Annotated in this window: 1 protein-coding gene; it reads right to left on the minus strand. The window is 58.9% G+C overall.

Annotated features, from left to right (window positions below; translation table 11 throughout):
* On the minus strand, positions 1-1,817 hold a 1,817-nt coding region (locus tag J0X15_RS19355), incomplete at both ends, for a cadherin domain-containing protein (protein WP_206944488.1).

Genomic DNA, 1,817 nt, shown 5'->3' on the forward strand with positions numbered 1-1,817 from the left:
AGGTGACCGTGTCGCCAAGGTCGCCATCGGAGGCAAACGCCGTCACACCGACCACGGCCCCGCCAACGGCGGTTTCCGCAACAAGGTTCGCCGTCACATCCACATCCGTCACCGGCGTGATGGAGAACTGGTTATCGTCGGCTACAATCACCGTAAAGGTTGCAGACGAGCTTGAGCCATCGCTTGAGGTCGCAGTAACCTCCAGGTCGATGCTCGCTGTCACGTCTGCATCCAACGTCACACCATCAGCCAGCGTAATGACACCTGTGTCCGCATCGATCTCGAAACGTGCATCGACGATGGAGTAAGTCACAGTGTCTCCGGGGTCACCATCGGAGGCGAAGGCTGTGATCCCGACGGCGACGCCACCAACTGCAGTTTCAGCAATCACGTTAAGCGTGATGTCAGCGTCTGTTACGGGGCCAACCGGGCTCTGATCTTCCTCAACATCGACTACATTGATCTGGACGGTCTCCGTGTCCGACAGCCCGCCTGAATCCGTCGCCGTCACTTGAACGGTAACTGAGGTCTCGGTTTCATAGTCGAACGCCTCGCCATCCTTCAGCTTCAGAAGGTAAGCGTCGCCATCAACCACCACTTCGAAGCGGTCGTCAGACAGTGTGAAGGTATGCGTGTCACCGACGTCAGGATCGACGACAGACAGAGCCGTAATTTCCGCTCCCGCGAACTCCTCCGCCACATCGACTGTCGCACTGGATTTGATCGAGACACTGTCAATCAGCGTCCCGGCCAGATTGTCCGACCCAACCTCGGTAAAGGTCAGCGTGTTGGTGCCATCTCCGGATCCACCGACGACATCGAAGTTAAAGGTCTGCCAATCCCCCCCGGTTTCGGCCGGGTCGATTGTGGCGATGAGCTCGCCATTCCAGTAAGCCTCCGCCACGCTCTCGCCGATGCCACCACGGCTCTTCATGTCGAAGGACAGTGAATAGACATGACCGTCGAGCTGGCCTTCAATGGTTTGCGAAATGGTCCCATTGGTTGTCGACGCAAGATCAAGGTGATGCCCACCGTCGGTCCCGCCGTAGCCATTGTGACCATTTTCATGCACATCGACATTCGAGTAGGAATCCCAGCCTTCGATGCTGTCGGGATTCATGTACCAGCCCTCTCCTGGCGAACCAGTGCGAGAGCCTGAGTAAGTCTCGAAACTGCCGTTGACCAAAAGCTCCTGCCCACCCGTGGGAAGATCCACGATGAGATCCGGCGCTTCATTGCCACCGCCATCGGTCACAGCAATGGTGAAGGTCGCATTGCTGCTCGAGCCGTCCGTCGATGTGGCTGTGACCACAAGGTCGACACTCGGCTCCGCATCGCTGTCAAAGCTTGCACCATCGGCAACCGTCACGACGCCCGTCGTCGCATCGATCTCAAACCGACCATCGGCAATCGAGTAGGTCACCGTGTCGCTCACATCCAGATCCTCGGCAAAGCCGGTGATCCCCACCACAGTCCCGGCAGTCGCCGTGTCCGTGATCGTGTTCGCAGCACCATCCGTGTCGCTCACGGGCGTGATCGCAAACTCGTTCTCGTCGCTGATCGCAATCGTGAACGTCGCAGAGCTCGTCGAGCCGTCCGAGGACGTTGCCGTCACCTCCAGGTCAATGCTCGACGTGGTTTCTGCATCCAGCGTCACACCGTCGGCAACCGTTACAACACCCGTGTCCGCATCGATCTCGAAGCGCGCATCGGTGATCGAGTAGGTCACCGTGTCGCCCGCATCCGCATCCGTGGCAAACGCCGTCACGCCGACAACCGCACCACCGGCGGAGTTTTCCGCAACCGTATTCGCAGTC

This window comes from Roseibium limicola, assembly GCF_017313085.1.
Classification (GTDB): domain Bacteria; phylum Pseudomonadota; class Alphaproteobacteria; order Rhizobiales; family Stappiaceae; genus Roseibium; species Roseibium limicola.